Below are 22,201 nucleotides of genomic sequence, written 5' to 3' on the forward strand. Positions count from 1 at the left end.
TCTCTATTTCTAAACCAACTTTTAAACAAAAGTAGCCTTTAAGGCAAAAGTCTTTTTTTTAAGCTGATTAAAAGCCGCTAGAAATATTTTACAGGCTAATCCATTAATAGTAAATTAGTTAGAATAAAAAGTGGCGTGCAGCAAAAAATATTTGAGCTTTTCACTTTCTAAATCAAAAACAAAAAGCTAATTTTGCACCCGATTTAAGGGGGAGATAATTCCGGAAGGCTAATATAGATAGTGATTGCGGAACAAGCAAGTTCTTCCCGTGTTATTTTCGATTTTTCTCAATTATGCTTCCAAATATTACATAGTTGGAAAATGAAGAAATCCCTCCCCTGCCCCAGAAAAGACGTTTAAAGACAAAAGATAAGGTTAGTTAAAGTTTAGATTAGTTTGTTTTAAGGTGAGAGAAAGCCCCGGCTATATAGCCGGGGCTTTTCTCATTTATACCTCTCCTATCTTACATCATACCTTTACATAGCCCCAAGCTATAGCAATATCAAGCTATAGCAATATCTCATTCAGTACAAGCCACGTTACTTCGCTTTTCAGAAGCCGCAGAATCGAATCATCTGAATATAATTTATCCTGTGTTTAGCCGGTTTCATTTAGCATTTGGTAAGACAGCGGAATGAAGGTGGTGAGCCTTTTGACGTCACACCAAACAACGCGCCCGGCAACATCAGCAACGGAGCTATCGGCTTCTTCGGTGCTTCGGCTGTATCAGCGATAGAGGCTGAGGTGAAGTAAACAGTATAGGAATAAAAAAGCAGAAGCCCCGGCATTTGTCGGGGCTTCTGCTTTGAATATAGATACACCTACAGTTTCGGCTCTACTATAAACCAAGCGACCAGCACCGCAAGCGGTATCAGGGTAAGCAGAATCTTCAGAATTATGCCGGGTGCTGTTGTACCCGAGCCCCAGGAGCCTCTGCCAAAAGTATAGCGCAGGCTCACAATCAAAGAAATCAGCACCAGCCCTGATAGTACGGCAAGCACTATTATTAAAATTTGGGTGATGGTGACCTCGAGTTCGGCAATTCTCATCCAGGCGCTCACCACCCAGGGCAGCATTGCCAGCAGGCTCAGCAGCGCCAGCAGTGTTCCTATCTTTACCCTAAAAAGCGTTAGCCACGAAGCTACTCCAAACAAGGCCATGGCACCTACCAGCGCAGCATTGGAGAAGGCAGATTGCGGTACAGATGCATAGCCTCTAAAGAAAAGGATAACCGTGGCAACGGCAAAACCAGTCAGGAAGTACAGCAGGTATCTTGTCATACTGATACCATACTGTAAAAAGGCTATTTCAGATATTTTTTAGGGAGAGGAGTTTCCGCTGTCTCCGGCGTAAAGAGCAGGCTGGCAATCCACCAGCGCCCCTGGTCGTACACCAGCTGATACGTATTCACACCGCGGTCCTCTACCTTACCCGTGGGGCTGCCGGTACGGGTTTCGTAGGTCTGAAAGGCGGTAGCCAGGTTGCCGAAGCGATCGATGCGCAGCGCCAGCTGGTTTTCATAAAAACCGAGTTCCACGTAGGCCGGCCCGTTGCGCTCTGCAAAATTTTCTACCGTAGTGAGGCGCACAAAGCTGCTGTCGCTTTGTAGAATACACCGCCCATTTGCGCACCTGGCAGGAACAAGGCCTTAAAAGCCTCCATGTCCCGCTGCTGCCCTTTTGGGCCGGAGATAATCTTTAAACCAGCCGCCGTAATGGCCTCTATGCTTGCCACATCTTCTTTGGGCACAGCGGCTTGCTGGGCCATAGCAGAGAAAGCTATGTTGCTGGTAAGTATCAGAGCGAGAAGAAGCGTTTTCATCATATGGAGAGAATACTATTAGTCAAAGGCATAGTTTATTGGCAAAGTATATCGCACGTCTATAGGCTTCCCCTCCTGCAGGCCCGGTTTCCAGGCAGGCATGCTGTTGAGCATTCGCACTGCCTCTGCATCCGCAGCCGGATGAAGCTCTTTTACCACTTCTACTTCACCTATGCTTCCATTCTCTTCTACTACATAAGAAAGAACAACCAAGCCCTGCACTTTCTCCTTGCGCATGCTCTTCGGATATTTGATGTTTCTGCTAAGCCAGTTCAGCATCTTCTGCTCACCACCCGGAAATTCTGGCATCTGCTCCATCGGGAAAAATTCCATTTCCCCGCCTGCTTCGTCAAACAATTTTCCAGAGACCATTTTCCCGCCGTCGTACACTTCCACTCTGCGCACATCGCCTGTTTCATAATAGGCTATAAGCGTATCCTGTGGTAAATTATCTCTGTACTTTCTTTTATAATGAAGCTTCCCACTCTCATACCAGCTTTTGTACTCTCCTATAAGTCTATCATTGCTATAGGTTGCCTGTACCTTTACATTCCCGTTTTTATGCCACTCATAATAAGGCCCATCCATGATTCCCGTTTTGTACTCGCCCCCGTCTAAATCGCTGTATGTGAACTGCCGTACCTTCGTACTATCCTCAACCAGGAAGCGTGTTCGCATGCCTCCTCCAGTCTCGTTTTCTTCCTGAATTTCGAAAAAATGCGCTTCCGGGGCCGTTACCTCTTTAACACCACTTCTGCTAAAGTATCTCACCTTATGCTCTTGTGCCTCTACAGAAACTCCCGTTAAAAACATGATAACTAGAAGTGCCGTCACCTTAAAAACTCTCATCCTTTACGCCTTTTAACAGATAGTTATTTGTGTTCTTGAATATAGGAGAATTTGTGGTATCAGAAGATGAAACTGCTCTGGTAAAATATCTTTAATTTTATACCCCACAGGCACCTGCACTCAAACATAATAAGCTGATGCCTGTATAGGAACAACAGAGGCTGCGAGGGCATCAAAGGAGATTAAATGAGCAAGACGACGAAAGGAACAAGAGCTGCTGCCGGCAAAACCGATACCGAAAAGAAAAGCTTCCGGGAGCAATTGGGGGCGCTGAAGAACCTGCCTAAATTTTTCCGTCTTATCTGGGATACGAGCAAGCGCATGACCATTGCCAACATGGCACTGCGATTGATCAAGTCGGCGCTGCCTATCACAATGCTGTATATCGGTAAGCTGATTATTGATGAGGTCATCAGGCTGATAGACGTGGCCGGCGAGCGTGACCTGAGTTACCTGTGGCTGCTGGTGGCGCTGGAGCTGGGGCTGGCCGTAGCATCAGATTTGATAAACCGGGGCATTACACTGATGGACAGCCTCCTGGGCGACCTGTTCTCCAACCGCATCTCTGTGGCGCTGATAGAGCATGCCGCCACGCTGGACCTGGCGCAGTTCGAGGATGCCACCTTTTACGATAAGCTGGAGCGGGCCCGGCGGCAAACGGTATCACGGGTGGTGCTGATGTCGCAGGTGCTGTCGCAGTTGCAGGATATTGTCACCATTGCCTTCCTGGCGGCTGGTCTGATTGCGTTTAACCCCTGGCTCCTCCTGATTCTGCTGATTGCGGTGGTACCGTCCTTTTTAGGGGAGAGCCACTTTAACGAGCGCTCCTACTCCCTCTCCCGCTCCTGGACGCCCGAGCGCCGCGAACTGGACTACCTGCGCTACATAGGTGCCTCCGACGAAACAGCCAAAGAAATCAAAACTTTTAACCTCTCCGGCTTCCTGGCAGATCGGTTCAGGGAACTGTCAGACAGATACTACAACCTGAACAAGAGCATCACCGTGAAGCGGGCTGTCTGGGGCAGTGCCCTTTCCGCTATCGGTACCCTCGCCTACTACGGCGCCTACATTTTTATCCTGTTCGAAACGGTGATGGGCGTGATCACAGTGGGTAGCCTTACGTTTCTGGCAGGCTCCTTCAGCAGCATGCGCAGCCTTTTGCAAGGCATCATGACGCGCTTCTCGCAGATTGCGGAGAGCGCTTTGTACCTGCAGGACCTCTTCGACTTCCTGGAGCTGAGACCGCAGATTACACCGCCTGCTAACCCGCTGCCGTTGCCACGCCCAATCCAGCAGGGCTTTACGTTCGAGAACGTAGGCTTTAAGTATCACAACAGCGTACGTTGGGCAGTACGCTATCTTTCCTTTCATTTGAAGGCAGGAGAAAAGCTGGCGCTGGTAGGCGAAAACGGAGCAGGCAAAACAACGCTTGTCAAGTTGCTGGCAAGGCTGTACGAACCCACTGAAGGACGGATTCTTTTAGATGGCATAGACCTCCGAGATTATGACCTAAACGACCTGCGCCACCAGGTGGGTATCATCTTCCAGGATTATGTGCGCTTCCAGATGACAGCCTCTGATAACATTGCCATCGGCCAAATCAGCAATATTCTGGATAAAGAGCGGATACAAGGTTCTGCCCAGAAAAGCCTGGCCGACCTCGTGATTCAGCGCCTGCCGGACAAGTATGAGCAGGTGCTGGGCAAGCGCTTTAACAAAGGCGTAGAACTGTCGGGGGGCGAGTGGCAGAAAGTGGCTCTGGCCCGCGCCTATATGCGCGACGCGCAGCTGCTCATACTAGACGAACCTACCTCTGCCCTAGATGCACGTGCCGAGAATGAAGTGTTCCTGCGTTTCTCAGAACTGATAGAAGGCCGCACCGCCGTCCTTATCTCCCACCGCTTCTCCACGGTACGCATGGCCGACCGCATCCTATTTCTGGAGCAAGGTCAGCTGAAAGAGCTAGGCTCCCATGAAGAACTGCTGGCTAAGAATGGAAAGTATGCAGAGCTGTTCCTGTTGCAGGCGAAGGGATACCTTTAGAAAGTTAGAAATTTAAAAAGTTAGAGGGTTAGAAAGTTAAGTTTTGACAGGCTTGTTCTGGAGTTTGCGGTACAGTTATGCAGTAGCACAAAATGTTGCTCCCTCATTTTTACGCCATATGTTTATAATCAACACATGGCCTGTATAGCAGCTATAGCCTCTACTTTGTAACTTTTTAACCCTCTAAATTTCTAACTCCTAAACTCTCTAACCCTTTAACTCCTCAACTCTCCCCACCTGTCTCCACGTGGAACACAAATACTTAAAAAGGAAAGAAGTATGGCAGTATTAGCGAAGCGAGCAGCCAGAGGAGCATATTGAGTGGAGTGCCTACTTTAAGATAATCGGAGAAGCGGTAATTGCCGGGGCCGTAAATCATAGTGTTGGTTTGGTAACCAACCGGTGTCATAAAGCTGAGGGATGCGCCGTATGCTACAGCCATCAGAAAAGGCTTCACACTTACACCCAGTTCCTGTGCGGTTACAATGGCAATGGGGGCCAGCAAGGCAGCCGTTGCGTTGTTCGACATGAAGTTGGTGGTCATGAAGGTGATAAAGAAGAACACCGACAGGAGCGCATGAGGCCCAAAGTCTCCTAAACCGTAAATCAGGTAATCGGCCAGGAGTTTGGCTGCTCCTGTTTTTTCGAGTGCGGCCCCCATGGAGAGCACTCCCGCCAGCATAAAAATCACTTTCCAGTCGATGGCTTTATAAACTTCGTCCATCCGGATACAGCGGAAGAGGATGAGCAGCACTACTCCCACTAAGGCGCTTAGTACAATGGGCACCAAACCTGTGGCGGCGGCCATCACCACACCTACGCTGATGATCATGACCGGGATAATTTTGCTGTAGTTAAAGTGGCTACGCTCTGTTTGGGAAATAATCAGCAAGTCCTCGTTTTCCCGAAGTTTATCCGCTTGTTGCGCATTAGCAGAAATCAGGAGCACGTCTCCGGCTGATAGCTTTACGTGGGTGGGCTTCTCATTTACAATCTCATCGCGGTGGCGGATGGCAAGTACGGCAGCACCGTGATTATACGATCTGAAATTCAACTCCTTCAGGGATTTCCCTTCCATGTAGGAATTTGGGGTAACAATAGCTTCATACAGCTTGCTGTCGCTGGTGAGCAGGTCCTCGTCCAGGAATTTCCGCTCCGATTTCAGCTTGATGCCTTTTTCTTCCTTAAGCATTTTAAGCTTTTCCACTCCGCAACGCACCTTAAGCACATCGTTGGCCTGCAAAATCAATGAAGGAGTAGCACTGAGCTTTGTTTTCTGGCGTGTCACCTGCATTACTTTCATATCCAGGTTCTTTACCAGGCCCAGCTTTTTAAGGGGCTCCCCCACCGAAGGAGAGTCAGGCAGCAGCACTACCTCCGTCATGTATTCCCCCAGGTTAAACTCCTCTGACAGGTCTTTAGAGTGCTTGCGGGTGGGCAACAGATGCCTGCCAATGAAAAACATGTAGATTACCCCCGCCAGCAGAAACAGAATACCTGCCGGCGCAAATTCAAACATCTGCAGTGGCTCCAGGCCCTGTGCCTGCGCAATGCCGCTGACCAATATATTAGTGGATGTTCCGATCAGCGTGCAGACGCCGCCCAAAAGCGCACCGAAAGAAAGGGGAATAAGCAATTTGGAAGGACTAACCTCAATGTCATGGCTAACCTGTATGACAACAGGCATTAGGAGCGCCACCACGGCTGTATCGTTAATAAAAGCAGAAAGGGCGCCTGAGATAAGCATCAGTGAGAGCAGGCAGAGCAGGTAGTTTTTTCGCCCAATGCGCGTCAAACCTATGCCAACGCTGTTAAGAGCACCGGATTTAAAAATTGCAGAGCTAATGACAAACATAGATGCTACTGTAATGGTAGCGGGGTTACTGAAACCTGCCAGCCCCTCTGCAGGCGTTAAAACACCAGTCACCATGAACAGTGCCATTATCAGAATGGCAACAGTATCCATAGAGAGTCGCTCTGATACAAATAGAACGACCGCCAGCGCAATTATCCCTAATACTAAGCCAATCTCGAAGGTCATAGGCGCGGTATCAAAGCTTTAGTAGCCTGCATACTCTCGCATGTATAGCGCGTCCGCGAAGTTTCCTGAAGGTTAGCAGCAGGCAAGGCCATTTGTATGGATATTGTTTATGCCTGCATACGATTAAAGAGCCAAAAGGCTATATATTTTACTGGTTATATGACAGTTATCTTATAAAAAGCTATGAATTATTGCTAAGCCACGTCTCGGCCTCCTGGCAGGATGTAAAGCGCTTTAGTGGCAATTCGCTTTTCGCCATGATCTCCTTTAGTTGTAAAGTAGCAATGCGATCTAAAGGCTCTACACTGGCAACCCGGTTTAAACCGGCTTTCCTTAACAGGGTTTGCGCCTCTATATGCATACTACACAGCCGTTGCGGGTGCGTAATCATGGTGCGCAGGTCTGATAGCAAGCTAAAGCCTGGCTTCGCTAATTTCAGTGCTTTCTCAATGTCTTTTAAATAGTGTGGAACAGCCTCTTTATTTTTCCAAAAGCCTTTTACTATAAAATATATTCTATTCTTTACGCTGTCATATAGCAACTCATAGCACTGGTTTTGGGCCACTACTATTTTGTACTCATTTGAGGCGGTATTTTGGTCGGTGCTGTACATAAAGTCTACTACATTCTACGTGCTTCCGCCGCCGCTGCTTTTAACAATGTACAGTTTATGTTAAATAATAAGAGGAATAAAAATGTAGGAACACTTATCTACTATCAGGAGCAGGACAAGAATGTGACTCTACAGCATCAAATATTTTGCACTAAAATATGTTGGCAAGCAGATTTACTCTAGTGTTAGTTTACCCGAAAGACCGTGTAAAACGCCATTTTCTACTTGGGTGTTGGCACTTTCAATGCGGACACCGTCTACAAGTGTATGATCCTTTTTTCGGAAGATGTTCAGCTTAGTTTGGGCAACGGTCTCCACGGTAGATCCATCTTTCAGATCCTTCTCGAGGTAAGCGCCTTTTAAAATATGATTGGAAATAACAGCTCTCAGCCGTGCGGGGGCTAATTGTTGCAACGCTGTAAGTTCCGCCTCCGGCGGAGCCAGCACTGTGTAGAGTTCCTTATCAGAGAGCATAGGTGTTAGACCTGCTTTTGTTATAAGGCCTGCCAGCACCGGTCTTTCCTGCATCACGTATTGCATCAGGGTCATCCGCTCCTTCGGGACTAAAGCCATTTCCTGCGCCTGTACAGGCTGGAGGTAAACCAGCAACAGTACAATTATAGCAATATTAGCATATAACTTCTGATACAATAGCTTCATGATGTTAAACAGCATACTTAGTAGTATACGTAACAATTACTACGACAGCCAGGAAACTCTCACATAAGATATTACAATAGAAGTGCAATTTAACCCGCTTTAGAACAGGCTCCAGTTGCTAATCTCGGAGAAGAAGTTTGGCAATGCCTGCGGCACCAGCGCAATGCTAAGCACAAAACCATAAACAGCGCCATAGAGGTGGGCATCGTGGTTAATGTTGCCTTCCATTCGCCTACCAGAGTAGTAAGAGTACATCACATACAACACCCCAAGTATAAACCCAGGAATACAAAGCAGCCCGTAGAGGCATATGTCATTTGTTGGATAAAACAGGATGCTGGAGAAAACCACGGCCGCTACCCCACCTGATGCACCTAAGGCCCGATAGGTCGGATTGTTGCGATGTTTGAAATAAGTAGAAATATCTGATACAATGATGCCTCCAATATAAATAAGCAGGTATAACAGAATGCCTGTTACTGGTCCGAAAATAACACTGAGCGTCTGTTCCACTGCTCCCCCAAAGAAGAAGAAGGTGAACATGTTAAAAAACAGGTGCGTGAGATCAGCATGTATAAAACCAGAGGTTACGAAACGATACCAGGAATTGTCGCGCTGCACCGCATAAGGCTGAAAGATCCAGGCGTGCATCACGCCTTCGTTTTTCCAGGCGTAAATCGAGGTACCGACCGTGATGATAATGAGTATAAGGGTGACGCTTAAATCCATGTATGGGAGTTTTGAATAAAAAAATTTTGATGGTTAATGGTTGAACTGCTAAATGGCTGGATTGATTACACCTTCGAACCAACTATTTAACAATTCAACCATTTAACAATTTAAGAGTCCCGCTCCATCAGCTGCAGCGCCAGGCCACGGATGGTGGACTTACGCTCTTCGGGTAACTGAATGGCATCTAAGTGGTGAAGGGCCTTCTGAAAGTAACGGTCAATCTGCTGCTCTGTCTGGTGTCGGATGTTCAGCTGATTGTAAACCGCCGTAATGGCTTCCACTTTTTCTTCGGCTATACTATCATCCGTTTTGTCGCGCCAGCTGATGATGGTCTGCCGCTGCTGTTCGTTAGCCTGCTCCAGCGCCGTCAGCATCAGATAAGTTTTTTTATCTGACAAGATGTCGCCACCTACCTGCTTCCCGAACTTGGCTTTGTCACCATACACGTCCAGCAAATCATCGCGTAGTTGGAAGGCGATGCCCACGTTATCACCGAAAGCCTTCAGGTGCTCCGCATCGGAAAGCGGCGCGTTCTGAAGAATAGCACCCAACTCCAGACTAAAGCCCAGGAGCACGGCTGTCTTCAGCGTAATCATGCGGATATACTCCTGTATGCTTACCTGCTCGCGCTGCTCAAAGTTCATGTCCAGCTGCTGGCCCTCGCATACCTGCGCGGCTGTTTCGCTGAACAACTCCAGCACCTGCGCCAGCTTGTCCTGCTCCACGCCCAAAAGCAACTGGTATGCCCGCACCACCATCACATCGCCACTGAGTATGGCCGTGTTGGCGTTCCATTTTTCGTGCACGGTTTGCTCGCCTCGCCGCAGTGGCGCCTTGTCCATAATGTCGTCGTGCATGAGCGTGAAGTTGTGGAAAACCTCAACCGCCGCCGCCGGCAAAAGTGCCTTGTCCACATCGTCGTGGTACATTTTTGCAGCCAGCAGCACCAGCAAAGGCCGTATGCGCTTCCCGCTCAGGGCCATAATGTACCGGATGGGCTCATACAGCTCAACCGGGTGCTCGCCGTATCGGAGCGTGGACAATGTATGATTTATCTTTTCAGAAAGGGTGCTGATATCCACAGGATACTTACTATTTTTTCAGGGTTTCGATTAACGTCAGATCAATGGTGCGGTCGGCAAGGTTGGCACTTTTTACCTCTACCATCACTTCATCACCAAACGAAATAATGCGTTTGTTCTGGCGGCCGATGATGCGGTAGTTGCTTGCGTCCAGTTCGTAGTAGTCGTCGTTCAGGTCAGACAAACGAACCATGCCTTCGCACTTGTTTTCTTCGATCTCCACAAATATACCCCATTCTGTGACACCAGACACAATCCCTTTGTATTGATTGCCAATAGTATCTTTCATAAACTCTACCTGCTTGTACTTGATAGAGGCACGCTCTGCGTCTGCGGCACGTTTCTCCATCTCAGAAGAATGGCGGCAACGCTCTTCATACTCCTCCTTATCTTCTGACTTGCCTCCGTCGAGGTAGTGCTGCAGGAGGCGGTGCGCCATCATATCCGGATAGCGGCGTATGGGCGACGTGAAGTGCGAGTAGTGATCAAAGGCCAGGCCGAAGTGGCCTTCCGGCTCTGTGCTGTACTTGGCTTTTGCCATGGTCCGGATAGCCAGGTTCTGCAGTACGCTCTGCTCCGGCTTGCCTTCTATCTCTTCTGTCAGGTTGTTCAGTTCTTCCGAAATGTCGCCGTCCGGGTCAACTTTGTAACCGAATTTGCGGGCAAACAAGGAGAAAGTACTTAGCTTATCCGGGTCAGGCTGGCCGTGGGTACGGTACACCATGGTAGGTCGGCGCTTGCCTTTGCCCAGATTGTAGACATACTCGGCCACTTTCCTGTTAGCCAATAGCATAAACTCCTCTATCAGCTTGTGTGCATCCTTGCGCTCTTTTACATAGACATAAAGGGGCTTCCCGTTCTCGTCCAGCTTAAATTTTACCTCTGTTGTCTCAAAACTGATGGCGCCGTTCTTAAAGCGTTTGTCTTTGAGCTTTTTGGCGATACCGTTTAGGATATTGATTTCTTCTGCAAAGTCACCTTCGCCTGACTCGATGCGCTCCTGCGCCTCCTCGTAAGCAAAGCGGCGGTCTGAGTAGATAACAGTACGGCCAAACCATGAATCGTATAGTTTGCCGTTCTCGTCCAGCTCAAAAACCGCTGAAAAAGTGAGTTTCTCCTCTTCCGGCCTGAGCGAACAGAGGCCGTTAGAAAGGCGCTCCGGCAGCATCGGTATGGTTCTATCTACGAGGTAAACCGAGGTAGCCCTGTGGAAGGCTTCTTTTTCGAGTATAGTTTTAGGTTGCACGTAGTGCGTTACGTCCGCAATGTGCACGCCTATTTCGTAGTGGCCATTCTCCAGCTTCTGTATCGACAGGGCATCATCAAAGTCTTTGGCATCAGCCGGGTCAATGGTGAAGGTCGTCACGTCGCGGAAGTCGCGGCGCTTGGCTATTTCAGCGTCCGTTATCTTGTCTGAAATGCTTTCTGCCTCTTCCTCCACCGACTCATCAAACTCAAACGGCAAACCAAATTCTGCCATAATGGAGTGTATTTCTGCCTCGTTTTCACCTGCCGGACCAAACACGCGGATTACTTCCCCGGTTGGATTCTTGCCAGGGCTTTTCGGCCACTCCACTATCTTCACCAGCACCTTGTCGCCGGATTGCGCACCGTTCAGTCCCCGCTCTCCCACAAACACATCAAAGTACAGCTTCTTAAAGTCAGGCACTACAAAGCCGAAGTTCTTCGACAGCTCCATAATTCCTACCAGCTCTGTGCGGGAGCGCTCGAGCACCTCAATTACCACACCCTCCTGGCGGCCGCCATGCACGGTCGGCGATACTTCTACTTTTACAGTGTCGCCATCCATGGCATACTTCAGGTGCTCCCGGAACACGCGCACATCCTCCTCGCGTCCTTCCGACACGATGTAGGCATACTTGCTGTTCGCCAGATCCACGCGGCCTGTAATGATGTCCACTTTCAGGTTCATCATGAACTTGTCGTCGTCAATCGGCAGCAGCTTGTTCTCCTTCACCAGGGTCTGTAACAGGTCGTTTACCTGCTCACGGCCTTTCTTGTCCGTTACTCCCAGGCGGCGGCACAGCTGGCGCTGCGTAAATACAGTGTCCGGGCTGTCGGAGAAAACTTCCAGCACACGTGATTTGGCTGACTTTGGAGTATCTTTGCGGCCGGAGGAAGATCCGCCGCGCCTGGAGGAGGAGCCTCCCCCTTTCGATGATTTGCCTTTTGATGATGAATCGCCCCGTCCTCTGGAGCTGTTGCGTTCGTTGCGGCCTTCGTTGTCTTTGCCGCCTCTGTTACTGTCTTTACTTCTCATGTATCTGTTTATGCATCTGGCAGCCGCTTATGTAGCCGCCGCTTCTATTTACAATCTTTTACTTAAATAGTTTATTTACTATACGCCGGATGTGGCTGTATGGCTAAGGTGACGGGGAATTTTTAGGGTGAATTTATATATAATAATCCATATATAACCTATAAGTTAGGAATTAGCAGCACTGTGTCAGGTATTGTGCAGGGGTAGCGCAGTGAGGACGGATGCACCTTAGCGAAAGAATCTTACATACTTGTTATCAAACAAGCCTGCAGAGACGTAAATGAGGAAACAGCATAGTAGTTAACATACCGCCAAAACCTTTATCGCAATGGCAAAGAAGAAGAAGAGTGCACCTGCCAAGAGTAAAACTTCACCAGCAACTCTTAACGACGAAAAATACCTCTCCAGTGGCCGGGCCAGAAGCCTGCCCATCTACAAGTGCTTTATTAACGAAGGCTGGGATGAAGAAGGTATGGCCGAAATTTTTGTTGCCAGGAAGCACGTAAACGGTCATGTGACGGTAGGCGTCTATCTGGTGGATACATATTGCACCGGCCTTAAAAAAACTTTCTACTACTTCAACACGCCAGAAGATGATTTTGAAGACCTTATTTCCGGTATTCCGCTGGACCTGGAAGAGATTCCGTACGAGCTGGCACACAATATCATTTACGGTGCCATCGCCTATGCACAGGATTATGGCATTGACCCCCACCCTGAGTTCCAACTGACACAGATGATACTGGAAGAAGATACCGAAGACGTGGAGCTGATTGAGTTGGAGTTTGGCCGGAACGGAAAACCGGCTTTGCTTATAAACCCTGCCGGAGACCCCAGAGCCGACTACTACCTGCGCCAGTTGGAGAAGTACGCTGGCCCGGGTAACTATGATGTAGTGGACGGTCGTTTAGAAGATGATTTTAATGATGCTTATGATGATTTAGAAGATCATTATGCTTTTCCTGAGGACTGGAACAAGGGCGATTGGGAAGAGTTCATAGATGAAACAGAGCCGGAGGAGCTAATTGACTATATAGAAGCGGCTGCCTTCATGTATGACAAAACGGTAGCCGCACCCACTCAGGCCGCAAACCTGCTGACGAAAGAGACAGAGCACGTGGGAATGGCCATTACATATGAAGCCTTGCCGAACTCTTATTCTGCCGAAGAACTAAATGAAATAGAACAAGCCAGACATCTCATAAATACTATAGATGCTTCTAAAGAGAATTTAAGGAAGCTTAAAAAGAAGCTGCAGGAAAATATAGTTAAATGGCCCGAAAATCATATATTCTTGAATCACCTGACGATGGTATACCGGAAGTTGAACGATGATGAAAACGCCTGGAAGACGATACAGCAACTCCGCAGCAAATTCCCCGACTACCTCCATGGCAGAATTGTATATGCAGAAATGCTTCTGGACCAGGGAAAGGCAGACGAGGTGCCGGCTGTATTCAATAAACAGTACCACCTGAAGGGCATTGCCCCGGAACGCGACACATTTCACATATCCGAGCTGGTGGCTTTCAATACTGTTATGGCTGACTACTACTATGAAACAGGTGATTTATATATGGCCAATCTGTACGTGAAGCTGTTAGACCAGATTGAAATACCTGATAACATGCCGATGAACATAATATTGTTCTTAAAGATAAATGTGGCCCTTGCGAAGGAGATGGAGCCTGTGCTGCGGGAGGCTAAACAAAGCGAAGAGAAGAAAAGGGAGCTGATTGCACAGCTGGTAAATTAGGCAGCTACTACACCTGCCGGGGCTTCGGTTCTAACCCAGCGCCTTTATAGCCTCCCGCCTCTGCTGCGCGGCCATAATGTCTTCCGGCTCGCCTTTCGGAATAGCGCTGAGGAGGCTGCGGGTATACTCCTGCTGCGGGTTGCTAAAAAGTTGATCGGGGGTACCGCTCTCTACAATCCGGCCTTTGCTCATGACCAAAATGCGGTCCGACATGTATTTGGCCACGGAGAGATCGTGGGTGATGAAGATATAGGTTATCCCAAACTCTCGCTTCAGTTTGTTGAGCAGATTCAGTACCTGCGCCTGCACCGATACGTCCAAAGCAGATACCGACTCATCGCAGATGATGCATTTTGGCTGCAGTGCCAGTGCCCGCGCAATGCTGATGCGCTGCCGTTGCCCCCCGGAAAACTCATGTGGATAACGCTGAAAATGCTCCGGCACAAGCCCCACCTTATTAAGCAGTTCCAGCGCTTTTCCACGGCGTTCTTTATCATTGGCGTAAAGTTTATGCACACGCATCGGTTCCATTATCGCCTCGCCCACGTTATGCATTGGGTTAAGCGAAGCGTAAGGGTCCTGGAAAATCATCTGAAAGTTGCGGCGGCTTTTGCGCAGTTCTTCTGCGCTGAGTCGGGCAATATCATATCCTTCAAAATGAATGCTTCCCTCCGTTGAATTTACCAGGCGTAACAGTGCGCGGCCAAGCGTTGTCTTGCCGCAGCCTGATTCACCAACCAATCCAATTGTTTCGCCCGGCTGCACATTAAAGCTCACACCATCCACGGCTTTTACATAATCAGTGGTGCGGCCAAAGAAACCTTTCTTTATCGGGAAGTATACTTTCAGGTCCTTTACCTGCAGCAGCGGCTTCTGTCCGTTTGCCTGCTGTTGCTTCAGGTCGATCACTGTTAGTGTGTGTCTGTTCACCACATCCTCCAGTGACGGTTCGTATACCTGCTTTTTCTTTTCGATGATGTTCCCGAAAGCATCCTCCTCCATAAAATCAGACACAGTGGGCAGAACAGACTGCGGTTTATCTGACAGCTTCGGGCGGCAGGCCAACAGGCCTTTAGTGTATGGGTGCTGCGGATGAGTAAAAATTTCGAGCGTTCTGCCCTGCTCCACCAACTTGCCTTTATACATGACCAGGATGCGGTCGGCTATTTCGGCTACCACACCCAAATCGTGCGTAATGAACAGCACGGCTGTGTTCTCTTTCACACGCAGCTCGTCAATCAGCTGGAGCATGCGTGCCTGCACCGTCACGTCGAGGGCGGTGGTGGGTTCATCGGCAATGAGTATAGCAGGCTCGCAGGCCATGGCCATGGCTATCATCACGCGCTGCTTCTGCCCACCTGAAATCTCATGTGGATAAGCATCATATACCTGCTCCGGTCGTGGCAGCTTTGCCTTCTCAAAAAGCTCAACAGTACGCTCCCTGGCCTCTTTTTTTGTTAAGTTGGTATGCAACAGCAGCACTTCGTCCACTTGTTTTCCACAGGTGTAAACTGGGTTCAGCGAGGACGTTGGCTCCTGAAAAATCATGCTGATCTCTCTGCCGCGCAACCGTTGCATCTGCTTCTCAGGTAGCTGGAGCAAATCAACCTGTCCAAACTTCTCTGACTGAAAAACAGCCTCTCCTCCTGCTATGCTGCCCGGTGAATCAATCAGCCGCATCACCGACAACGCCGTTACCGACTTCCCGGAGCCTGACTCTCCTACTATGGCCACCGTCTCTCCCGGAAATACTTCGAATGATATTTTATCTACGGCCCTGGTGGTACCGCTGCGCGTAGAGAAAACAGTTTCTAAATCTTTAATTTGAAGTATGGGAGTGGGTGTGGCCAAAGTAAACGGAGTATATGCTTTAGGTAAAAATAAGTCTTTTAGCATAATAATAAGCTTTTAAACTTTGCCTCATGCGGAATTTATGACCTGGTGAGGCGATTGATTTGTGCTGACAGAGCCAAAGAACAGAAAGTCCGAAGCCATACTGGCCGGCATTCGTATAGACAGGCTTGTGTTGCCATTTGCTAAGCTAAACAGCAGGTGCTACTTTTAATTTTTACTTCCTATCATCATAAACTATGACTAAAACTATCATCTTCGACCTCGGCGCTGTGCTGATTGACTGGAATCCGCATTACCTGTACCGGAAAATATTTGACGAAGAAGCGAAAATGCTTCACTTCCTGGAAAATATCTGCACTCCGGACTGGAACGAAGAACAGGATGCCGGGCGATCTTTGGAGGAGGCAACGCAACTGCTGGTAGACAGGCATTCGGAGCAGGAGGAGTACATCAGAGCTTTCTATGGCCGTTGGGACGAAATGCTTGGCGGCGCCATAGAGGGAACTGTAGATGTGTTCAGAGAATTGAAAGAGAGCGGCAAGTATAACCTGTACGCTTTGACCAACTGGTCTGCAGAAACCTTTCCGATTGCGCAGGAACGGTATGAGTTTTTAAATTGGTTTGATGGAATTGTAGTTTCTGGTACAGAAAAAGACAGAAAGCCTTTCGATAGCTTTTACCATACACTGCTGACCCGGTTTGATGTGCATCCTTCGGAGGCTGTCTTCATAGATGATAACCTTCGGAATGTAAAAGCAGCAGAAAAATTAGGCATCGATTCCATCCATTTTACATCTCCTGAGGCTTTGCGGGAAGAGCTGGAAAAAAGAGAAATTCTATAGCAATACTGTTGCTCAAAAGACCTCACAGTGTTTGCAAAACCTGTGAGCGTCTGTGCCAGTGCCTTTGCCTCGTAGCCAACGCCAGACGCTCGCAGGAGCTGCGCACGCTGCGAGGTCTTCGACCAACATAAAAGCGGGGCTGCTCTAATGGTATAGAGCAGCCCCGCTTTTTTTATTGTTGAATGATTAGGACAGACTACAGCCCCTGCTCCCGCTCCATCAGACTTTTATGCTCCGGTTCCGGGTTTTCTCCGAAGAAGCGCTTCTGGTTAAACAGAATCAGCAGTACGCCTACAAAAATAGCGGAATCCGCTACATTGAAGATTGGCCACAGCGACATCGGACGGCCTCCCATAATCGGCACCCAATGCGGGACAATTCCCTCCCATATATCCACGTAGAACATATCTATTACCTGCCCATGAAACCACGGGGTTACGGCACCATACGGGGCATTGTCAAACCAAACACCGTAAAAGGTACTGTCAATCAGATTGCCAATGGCACCGCCCAGAATAAGGGAAATACACCAGATAAGGCCTTTTGGTGCCCGGTGCTTTACCAGGTAGTAGAGGTAGTAGCCAATTCCGAACATGGCTACCAGGCGGAAGAGGGTCAGGATAAGCTTCCCGTAGTCAGAGCCTAACTCCACCCCAAAGGCCATACCTGGATTCAGCGTGTAGTGCAGCTTCAGCCAATCGCCTATCAGGTATATCTCGCCTGGCAAGCCCATTTCCATATTATAGTGTACAATCAGCTTCACAGCCTGATCAACCATGATAACGGCAAGTGCGGCAAGATAATATTTCAGGTATTTCATATGCATGTGTTAAGCAGACGGATTTTGTAAGGGTGAGAACCGCTGCAAATGTACTTCTTAAAGTGTAAAAGCACCGGAAAGAAAAATTCCCTCCGGTGCTTTTCTTTAATTTAGATAACAGTGTTCTCTACTGTTTGAATGTTGATGTTCACTTTATAGTCGTCAATATCTAAAAGTGTCGCATCTTCTATCTCGTCTACTAAGTCCAGCTTCAGGGCCTGCGTTTCGGCACAGATATAGTCGCTGTAGTTTGTTACGGCGGCGTTTACCTCTGGCTCTGCACGCTGCATCGTGATTTGGATTTTATCCTGCACCTCCAGGTTACTGTCCTTGCGCAGGTTCTGGATGCGGTTCACCAGGTCACGGGCAATACCCTCCTGCTTCAGTTCCTCTGTGAGTGTGATATCCAGTGCCACGGTCAGCTTGCCTTCATTGGCCACCAGCCAGCCCGGTATGTCCTCAGAAGAAATCTCTACATCGTCCGGCGTTAGCACAGCTGTTTCGTCATCGTTCAGCATGATTTCAAAGCCGCCTTCACGCTCTAACGTAGCGATGTCTGCCTGATCCATTTGCTGTACAGCGGCAGCCACCAGCTTCATCTTCGGCCCAAATACCTGACCTAGCTTCTTGAAGTTCGGCTTGATCTTCTTCACGAGAATACCGGACGTATCATCGATGTACTCCACAGCCTTCACGTTCACCTCACTCATGATCAGATCTTCAACGGCCTGAATCTGCTGTTTCGTATGCTCGTTCAACACCGGTATCAGGATGCGCTGCAGCGGCTGGCGTACTTTTATCATCTCCTTCTTGCGCAGCGAGTGCACCAGAGACGATACAGTCTGGGCCAGTTGCATACGCTCCTCCAGGTCTTTGTCAATCGCACCTTCTGCTACCACAGGGAAATCAGCCAGATGCACCGACTCTACCTTGTTTTTGCCACTCACGCTGTTCAGGTCGCGGAACAGTTGTTCAGCGTAGAATGGCGCGATTGGGGATATCAGCTTGGCGATGGTCTCCAGACAGGTATACAACGTCTGGTAAGCCGCCATCTTGTCTTCGTTGTACTCGCCTTTCCAGAAACGCTTGCGGTTCAGGCGCACATACCAGTTGCTCAGGTCATCAATCACGAAATCCTGAATGGCACGGGCTGCTTTGGTTGGGTCGTAGTCGGCCAGGTAGCCGTCTACTTCCTGCACCAGCGTGTTCAGCTTGGAAATAATCCAGCGGTCACTCTCTGTTCTTCTTTTCAGCGGCACATCGTTCTCGGCATAGGTAAAATTGTCGAGGTTGGCGTACAGGGCGAAGAAGGAGTAGGTGTTTTGCAACGTTCCGAAGAAACGACGCTGCGTCTCTACCACCCCTTCCGGGTTGAACTTCAGGTTGTCCCAAGGCGGTGCATTCGCAATCATGTACCAGCGCACTGCATCCGGGCCGTACTGGTTTATCATCTCAAACGGGTCGATGGCATTGCCAAGGCGCTTGCTCATCTTGTTGCCGTTCTTATCGAGCACCAGTCCGTTTGCAATCACGTTTTTGTAAGCCACGCTGTCTTCCAGCATCACCGCCAGGGCGTGCAGTGTAAAGAACCAGCCGCGTGTCTGGTCCACACCTTCTGCGATGTAGTCTGCCGGGAAGTTCTGCTCAAACGTTTCCTTGTTCTCCAGCGGGTAGTGCCACTGTGCATAAGGCATGGCGCCAGAGTCGAACCATACGTCGATAAGGTCTGTCTCTCTGTGCATTGGCTTACCAGACTTGCTCACCAAAATGATATTATCCACGTAAGGGCGGTGCAGGTCGTTTATCTCTACAGAAGCATCCATCACACCAGCATCCACTGCTTTAGCCATCTCCTCGTGCAGCTGCGCAATAGAGCCGATGCAGATTTCCTCATCCCCGTCTTCTGTTCTCCAGATAGGCAGTGGCGTTCCCCAGTAGCGGGAGCGCGACAGGTTCCAGTCAACGAGGTTCTCGAGCCAGTTACCAAAACGGCCTGTACCGGTAGACTCCGGCTTCCAGTTGATGGTCTTGTTCAGCTCAATCAACCTGTCTTTTACCGCTGTGGTTTTGATGAACCAGCTATCCAGCGGGTAGTAAAGCACCGGCTTATCCGTACGCCAGCAGTGCGGGTAGGTGTGCTCGTACTTCTCTACTTTAAAGGCTTTGTTCTCTTCTTTTAGTTTGATGGCAATCTTAACATCCGTTGGCTTATAGTCTGCTCCGGTTTCGTCTTCGCCGGTGTAGTTCTTCACGTACATGCCGGCGAAGTCCGTTACTTCTTTCACGAAGCGGCCCTGCTTGTCTACCAGCGGCATGGGTTTGCCGTTTTCGTCGGTTACCAACAAGGCCGGTATATCGTTCTGCATCGCCACTTTAAAGTCGTCCGCACCAAAGGTTGGGGAGATGTGCACGATACCGGTACCATCCTCTGTCGTCACGAAATCACCTATTACTACCCGGAAGGCAGGCTTGTCAGGTTGCACGTACGGCATCAGCTGGTGATACTCTACACCTGTCAAATCGCTGCCTTTGTACTCCTCTATTACTTTATAAGGAATCAGCTTGTCGCCCGGCTTGTAATCTTCCAGCGCCAGGTCAGCGGCTTTCGGATTAAAGTAGCGGCCGATAAGGTCTTTACCCAGTATAACAGAGATTGGCTCGAAGGTATAAGGGTTGAAGGATTTCACCTTCACATACTTGATACCTTTGCCCACCGCCAGTGCCGTGTTGGCCGGAAGCGTCCAGGGCGTCGTCGTCCAGGCAAGGAAGTATACCTTTTCGTCCTCGTTCTCGAACAGGAACATGTTACGGGTGATTTGCTTCACCTCAAACTGCGCCACAACCGTGGTATCCTTCACCATCTGGTAGCAACCCGGCTGGTTCAGCTCGTGCGAGCTTAGGCCGGTACCTGCTCCCGGAGAATAGGGCTGGATGGTATAGCCTTTATATAAGTAGCCTTTGTCGTAAAGGCGCTTCAGCAGCGCCCAGCAAGACTCGATGTACTCGTTCTCGAAGGTGATGTAGGGGTTGTTCAGGTCTACCCAATAACCCATCTTCTCAGTCAGGTCGTCCCACTGGTGCTTGAAACGCATCACTGTTTCACGACAACGCTGGTTATACTCTTCTACCGAAATCGTTTTGCCGATATCCTCTTTTGTAATGCCCAGCTCTTTCTCTACCTGCAGCTCAATTGGCAGGCCATGGGTATCCCAGCCGCCTTTGCGGTTTACCTGGAATCCTTTCAGGGTTTTATAGCGGCAGAAGATGTCTTTTACCGCACGCGCCATTACGTGGTGAATGCCCGGCTTGCCGTTGGCAGATGGCGGTCCTTCATAAAACACGAAGTTCTCGTTGCCTTCGCGGGTCGCCACTGACTTCTCAAAGATGTTGTTCTGCTTCCAGAACGCCAGTACGTCCTCGCCTACTTTGGCGTAGTTCAGTTGTTTATACTCGTTGTACTTTACCATTTTCAGGTTCTTCTTCTAACTTTAATCTTAGTTGAGCTAAATCCAGCTCTTCATCATCTTGTTTTAAATACGCCTCATCAATCTGCTCCATCAAGGCAGGCGTAAGCGTTCCGCTCATACTTGCCGCTGTTGAAACTTATTAGCAAGGTAGGCAAGATTATTAGGTTTATAAATCACGCCACCCATAAGTTCACCAATGCCGTCAGCTTACAGATTTTATTGTTATGCCCTTTCGAGCGCATTGAGAGCTACATTAAAGCAGCTAACTCAAGTTGCAATTTTAACATTTCACTGTTTCGCTACCGTTGAATACCCACCCCTACCCCTCCGAGGAGGGGAATTTTGGCCTAGAAGGAAGATTCCCCTCCCCGGAAGGGTTAGGGGTGGATTCATTCAGATACAAAAAAATTATCGTAACTTGAGTTACTAGTTAAATTCCCCACTGCTTTGCAGGCTCTTTTTCAATTCACGGTTCCAGCATCTCTGAAGGAAGGAACAGCTGAACATACAAAGGTTTAAATCATCCTGTTAGCAGCATTTTGTATATACTCATCGCCATCACAGCACATCCATGGTCATCAGTGTTATAAAAATGGCATCAAGCAGTCGTGAAAATTATTGTTTTGTAGCTTGCGCCGCTATGGTAAACATATTAAATGGCTATCTTATTCCATGTTAGCTCACTATAATTCGCAAAGGTAGGTAATTTTGCCCATTTCTGCGGCTAACATTCACCAAACGTGTAGGTAAGGTTTCAGGAGCTCTCCTTAAGCTGTTTTACTGTCTGCTGAATAAAGCATTCACTGGAACGGCCAAAAAAATAGCCCCAGCTGGGCTGAGGCTATTTTTTCGCGTTATATAGTTTTGTTAACTTATCTTTTTTGAAGAGGACGATTTAGACGAATCGTTTTTCGGCACACAGTTCGGTACCTCCTTCCCGTCCTTCTCTTTCATGCCTACAGGTTCATAGCCTTTCCAGCATGGGTTGTTCTCTTTTAAACTGTTGTTGTCTTTATCTGATTTCGAGTTGCTCATAGCTTTTGGTTTTGGTTCACCTATGTATACGGACATTGCCCCTTTGTATATATTGCTAGTTAGTGAAGGCTACTTCTGTATGAGTAAAATTGCATTACTGACTTATACTGTAATGTGTATAACTTTTAGTTTTACACATTACACAAGGCTGTGTATCAGATCACTTCTTATTTATCCACACATTTTATTGTATCCTTCACCTGTTACATATCCACAAACTTGCCACCCTCACACCAGCTACACAACTTACCCAAAGCTACCCTTACTCCAGGCTGAGCAGCATCTTAATTGTTGAAGTTAGAGCA

19 protein-coding genes are annotated in these 22,201 nt (G+C 48.6%); 4 read left to right on the forward strand and 15 right to left on the reverse strand.

The genetic code is table 11. The annotated features are described in order from the left end of the window. The first annotated feature begins 618 nt into the window (after positions 1 to 618). On the forward strand, positions 619 to 753 hold the full coding sequence (locus DXT99_RS27345; protein WP_220273396.1) for a DUF4249 domain-containing protein: 135 nt from the start codon (positions 619 to 621) through the stop codon (positions 751 to 753). Between the two features lie 68 nt (positions 754 to 821). Here the strand turns inward: DXT99_RS27345 and DXT99_RS14670 are convergent, their stop codons facing one another. The 4 genes from DXT99_RS14670 to DXT99_RS14685 are packed head-to-tail and all read right to left on the reverse strand — an operon-like array spanning position 822 to position 2,670. Next, on the reverse strand, positions 822 to 1,280 hold the full coding sequence (locus tag DXT99_RS14670; RefSeq protein WP_115566325.1) for a hypothetical protein: 459 nt from the start codon (positions 1,278 to 1,280) through the stop codon (positions 822 to 824). A 23-nt stretch (positions 1,281 to 1,303) separates the two neighbouring features. After that, entirely contained in the window at positions 1,304 to 1,588 is a 285-nt protein-coding gene (locus DXT99_RS14675; protein ID WP_115566326.1) for a hypothetical protein, read from the reverse strand. Beyond that, positions 1,570 to 1,824, reverse strand: coding sequence for a hypothetical protein (locus tag DXT99_RS14680; RefSeq protein ID WP_115566327.1), 255 nt, complete (start codon positions 1,822 to 1,824; stop codon positions 1,570 to 1,572). Before DXT99_RS14680 ends, DXT99_RS14675 begins: the two co-directional genes overlap by 19 nt. A 15-nt stretch (positions 1,825 to 1,839) precedes the next feature. After that, the gene (locus DXT99_RS14685) at positions 1,840 to 2,670 is read right to left on the reverse strand and encodes an energy transducer TonB (RefSeq protein ID WP_115566328.1); all 831 of its coding nucleotides are present in this window, start codon (positions 2,668 to 2,670) and stop codon (positions 1,840 to 1,842) included. A gap of 186 nt (positions 2,671 to 2,856) precedes the next feature. Between DXT99_RS14685 and DXT99_RS14690 the strand changes: the two genes are divergently transcribed. Continuing rightward, a complete protein-coding gene (locus DXT99_RS14690) occupies positions 2,857 to 4,713 on the forward strand; it encodes an ABC transporter ATP-binding protein (protein ID WP_115566329.1) in 1,857 nt (618 codons plus the stop codon). 262 nt (positions 4,714 to 4,975) lie between these two features. On the opposite strand, the gene DXT99_RS14695 is transcribed toward DXT99_RS14690, so the two are convergent. From DXT99_RS14695 to rnr, 6 genes are all read right to left on the reverse strand, one after another. Continuing rightward, on the reverse strand, positions 4,976 to 6,754 hold the full coding sequence (locus DXT99_RS14695; RefSeq protein WP_115566330.1) for an SLC13 family permease: 1,779 nt from the start codon (positions 6,752 to 6,754) through the stop codon (positions 4,976 to 4,978). Between the two features lie 181 nt (positions 6,755 to 6,935). Continuing rightward, positions 6,936 to 7,367: a hypothetical protein gene (locus tag DXT99_RS14700; RefSeq protein WP_115566331.1), complete on the reverse strand. Its 432-nt coding sequence runs from the start codon at positions 7,365 to 7,367 to the stop codon at positions 6,936 to 6,938. Between the two features lie 174 nt (positions 7,368 to 7,541). Then, a complete protein-coding gene (locus DXT99_RS14705; protein WP_181885138.1) occupies positions 7,542 to 8,027 on the reverse strand; it encodes a fasciclin domain-containing protein in 486 nt (161 codons plus the stop codon). Between the two features lie 99 nt (positions 8,028 to 8,126). Next, positions 8,127 to 8,756 carry a rhomboid family intramembrane serine protease gene (locus DXT99_RS14710; protein ID WP_115566333.1) on the reverse strand — a complete coding sequence of 210 codons (630 nt, stop codon included), beginning with the start codon at positions 8,754 to 8,756 and terminating at the stop codon, positions 8,127 to 8,129. A gap of 110 nt (positions 8,757 to 8,866) precedes the next feature. Continuing rightward, positions 8,867 to 9,841 (reverse strand): polyprenyl synthetase family protein, encoded by a 975-nt coding sequence (locus tag DXT99_RS14715; RefSeq protein ID WP_115566334.1) that lies wholly within the window; start codon positions 9,839 to 9,841, stop codon positions 8,867 to 8,869. Positions 9,842 to 9,851: 10 nt separating this feature from the next. Beyond that, positions 9,852 to 12,122 carry a ribonuclease R gene (rnr, locus tag DXT99_RS14720; RefSeq protein WP_115566335.1) on the reverse strand — a complete coding sequence of 757 codons (2,271 nt, stop codon included), beginning with the start codon at positions 12,120 to 12,122 and terminating at the stop codon, positions 9,852 to 9,854. A 328-nt stretch (positions 12,123 to 12,450) separates the two neighbouring features. Here rnr and DXT99_RS14725 point away from each other — a divergent pair, with 328 nt between their 5' ends. Next, a complete protein-coding gene (locus DXT99_RS14725) occupies positions 12,451 to 13,878 on the forward strand; it encodes a hypothetical protein (protein ID WP_115566336.1) in 1,428 nt (475 codons plus the stop codon). Positions 13,879 to 13,908: 30 nt separating this feature from the next. Here DXT99_RS14725 and DXT99_RS14730 read toward each other — a convergent pair whose 3' ends face one another. Continuing rightward, positions 13,909 to 15,774: an ABC transporter ATP-binding protein gene (locus DXT99_RS14730; RefSeq protein ID WP_181885139.1), complete on the reverse strand. Its 1,866-nt coding sequence runs from the start codon at positions 15,772 to 15,774 to the stop codon at positions 13,909 to 13,911. Positions 15,775 to 15,968: 194 nt separating this feature from the next. Here DXT99_RS14730 and DXT99_RS14735 point away from each other — a divergent pair, with 194 nt between their 5' ends. Continuing rightward, positions 15,969 to 16,574: an HAD family hydrolase gene (locus DXT99_RS14735; protein ID WP_115566337.1), complete on the forward strand. Its 606-nt coding sequence runs from the start codon at positions 15,969 to 15,971 to the stop codon at positions 16,572 to 16,574. Between the two features lie 196 nt (positions 16,575 to 16,770). Here DXT99_RS14735 and DXT99_RS14740 read toward each other — a convergent pair whose 3' ends face one another. The 4 genes from DXT99_RS14740 to DXT99_RS27070 all read right to left on the reverse strand — a co-directional run bounded on the left by DXT99_RS14740 (position 16,771) and on the right by DXT99_RS27070 (position 21,896). Continuing rightward, a complete protein-coding gene (locus tag DXT99_RS14740) occupies positions 16,771 to 17,394 on the reverse strand; it encodes a lipoprotein signal peptidase (protein WP_115566415.1) in 624 nt (207 codons plus the stop codon). 110 nt (positions 17,395 to 17,504) lie between these two features. Next, entirely contained in the window at positions 17,505 to 20,861 is a 3,357-nt protein-coding gene (ileS, locus tag DXT99_RS14745; RefSeq protein WP_115566338.1) for an isoleucine--tRNA ligase, read from the reverse strand. Next, the gene (locus DXT99_RS27065) at positions 20,839 to 20,979 is read right to left on the reverse strand and encodes a hypothetical protein (protein WP_181885140.1); all 141 of its coding nucleotides are present in this window, start codon (positions 20,977 to 20,979) and stop codon (positions 20,839 to 20,841) included. Before DXT99_RS27065 ends, ileS begins: the two co-directional genes overlap by 23 nt. 749 nt (positions 20,980 to 21,728) lie before the next feature. Further along, positions 21,729 to 21,896: a hypothetical protein gene (locus DXT99_RS27070; protein ID WP_181885141.1), complete on the reverse strand. Its 168-nt coding sequence runs from the start codon at positions 21,894 to 21,896 to the stop codon at positions 21,729 to 21,731. Positions 21,897 to 22,201: the final 305 nt, after the last annotated feature.

Source organism: Pontibacter diazotrophicus (assembly GCF_003367245.1).
GTDB classification, from domain to species: Bacteria; Bacteroidota; Bacteroidia; order Cytophagales; family Hymenobacteraceae; genus Pontibacter; species Pontibacter diazotrophicus.